This window comes from Streptomyces murinus (assembly GCF_002154555.1).
Lineage (GTDB): Bacteria > Actinomycetota > Actinomycetes > Streptomycetales > Streptomycetaceae > Streptomyces > Streptomyces murinus.
Window position 1 is genome coordinate 1 of the sequence record NZ_MUNF01000578.1, and the last position, 1118, is coordinate 1118.

Annotated in this window: 1 protein-coding gene; it reads right to left on the reverse strand. The window is 78.8% G+C overall.

Annotated features, from left to right (window positions below):
• Positions 1-1118: HsdM family class I SAM-dependent methyltransferase (locus tag CCN72_RS30010; RefSeq protein ID WP_158101435.1), on the reverse strand; the 1118-nt coding region annotated here is incomplete at both ends.

A 1118-nucleotide genomic window follows, 5' to 3' on the forward strand; every position in this document is an offset into this window, starting at 1 on the left:
CGTGGCCGCCGGTGCCGCCGGTGCGCATCACCAGTGCGCCGGCGCGCGCCAGTTCGCCGACGGTGGTGAGCGGCCAGCGCACGGGCGGGGCCGGGTCGGCGGCCGGCGGGGTGAGGTCGGTGGTCAGGCGCAGGGTCTCGCCGAGGCGTTCGCGCACCGCGGCGAGCTGCTCGGCGCCGTCGGCCACGGCGGGCGGCGGCAGATGGCGGGCGGGCGCCAGGTCCACGTCGTCGTCGAGGAGTTCGATGACCGGCACCGAACGGGCGAGGCCCGGCCGTTCCGCCAGCCGTCCCGCGCGGGCGAAGGCACGCCAGGCGTCCAGGACGGCCTCGCGCACCGCCGCCCAGTCCGGACCGCCGCGTCCCTCCCCGGCGAACCGCCCGGTGTCCATGAGCAGCACCTCGGGCGCGGCCGGGTTCCGCTCGGGCCGGCGCAGCACCCAGATGTGGAGCGGGATGTTGTACGGCGGCGCCGCCCCGACCGGGAGCGCGAGCACCGCCCGCAGCGCGCCCCGGCGCAGCAGGTCGGCGCGGATCCGGCGCCCGGAGCGGCGGGAGGCGGCGGCCGGGGGCATCAGCAGGACGGCCGTGCCGCCGTCGGTGAGCCGGGCCAGGGCGTGCTGCACCCAGGCCAGCTCGGACTCGGTGCGGGCCGGGAAGCCGTACTCCCAGCGGGGGTCGTAGGCGAGTTCGTCGTGGCCCCAGTTGCGTTCGTTGAACGGCGGGTGGCACAGCACCACGTCGGCGCGCAGCTCCGGGAAGGCGTCGGCGCGCAGGGCGTCCCCGGCGGCGGCGCGCACGCCGGCGCGCGAGTGCAGCGCGAGCCGTAGCGCGGTGAGCGCGGCGAGGTCGGGGGCGCTGTCCTGGGCGTGCAGCCACTGCTCGGGGCGGGTGTCCACGGCCCGCAGCAGGGCGCCGGTGCCGCAGGCCGGGTCCAGGGCGGTACGGGCCGGACCGGCCAGGTCGGCCATGAGGGCGGCGAGTTCGGCCGGGGTGAGCGTGTACTGGCGGGGGTTGGCGTCCAGATGCCGGCCCAGCAGGAACTCGAACGCCTGCCGCGCCCCCACCTCGGCGGCGAGTTCGGCGGCGCCGCGCAGGAGGGGGACGGAGGGGAGGCTG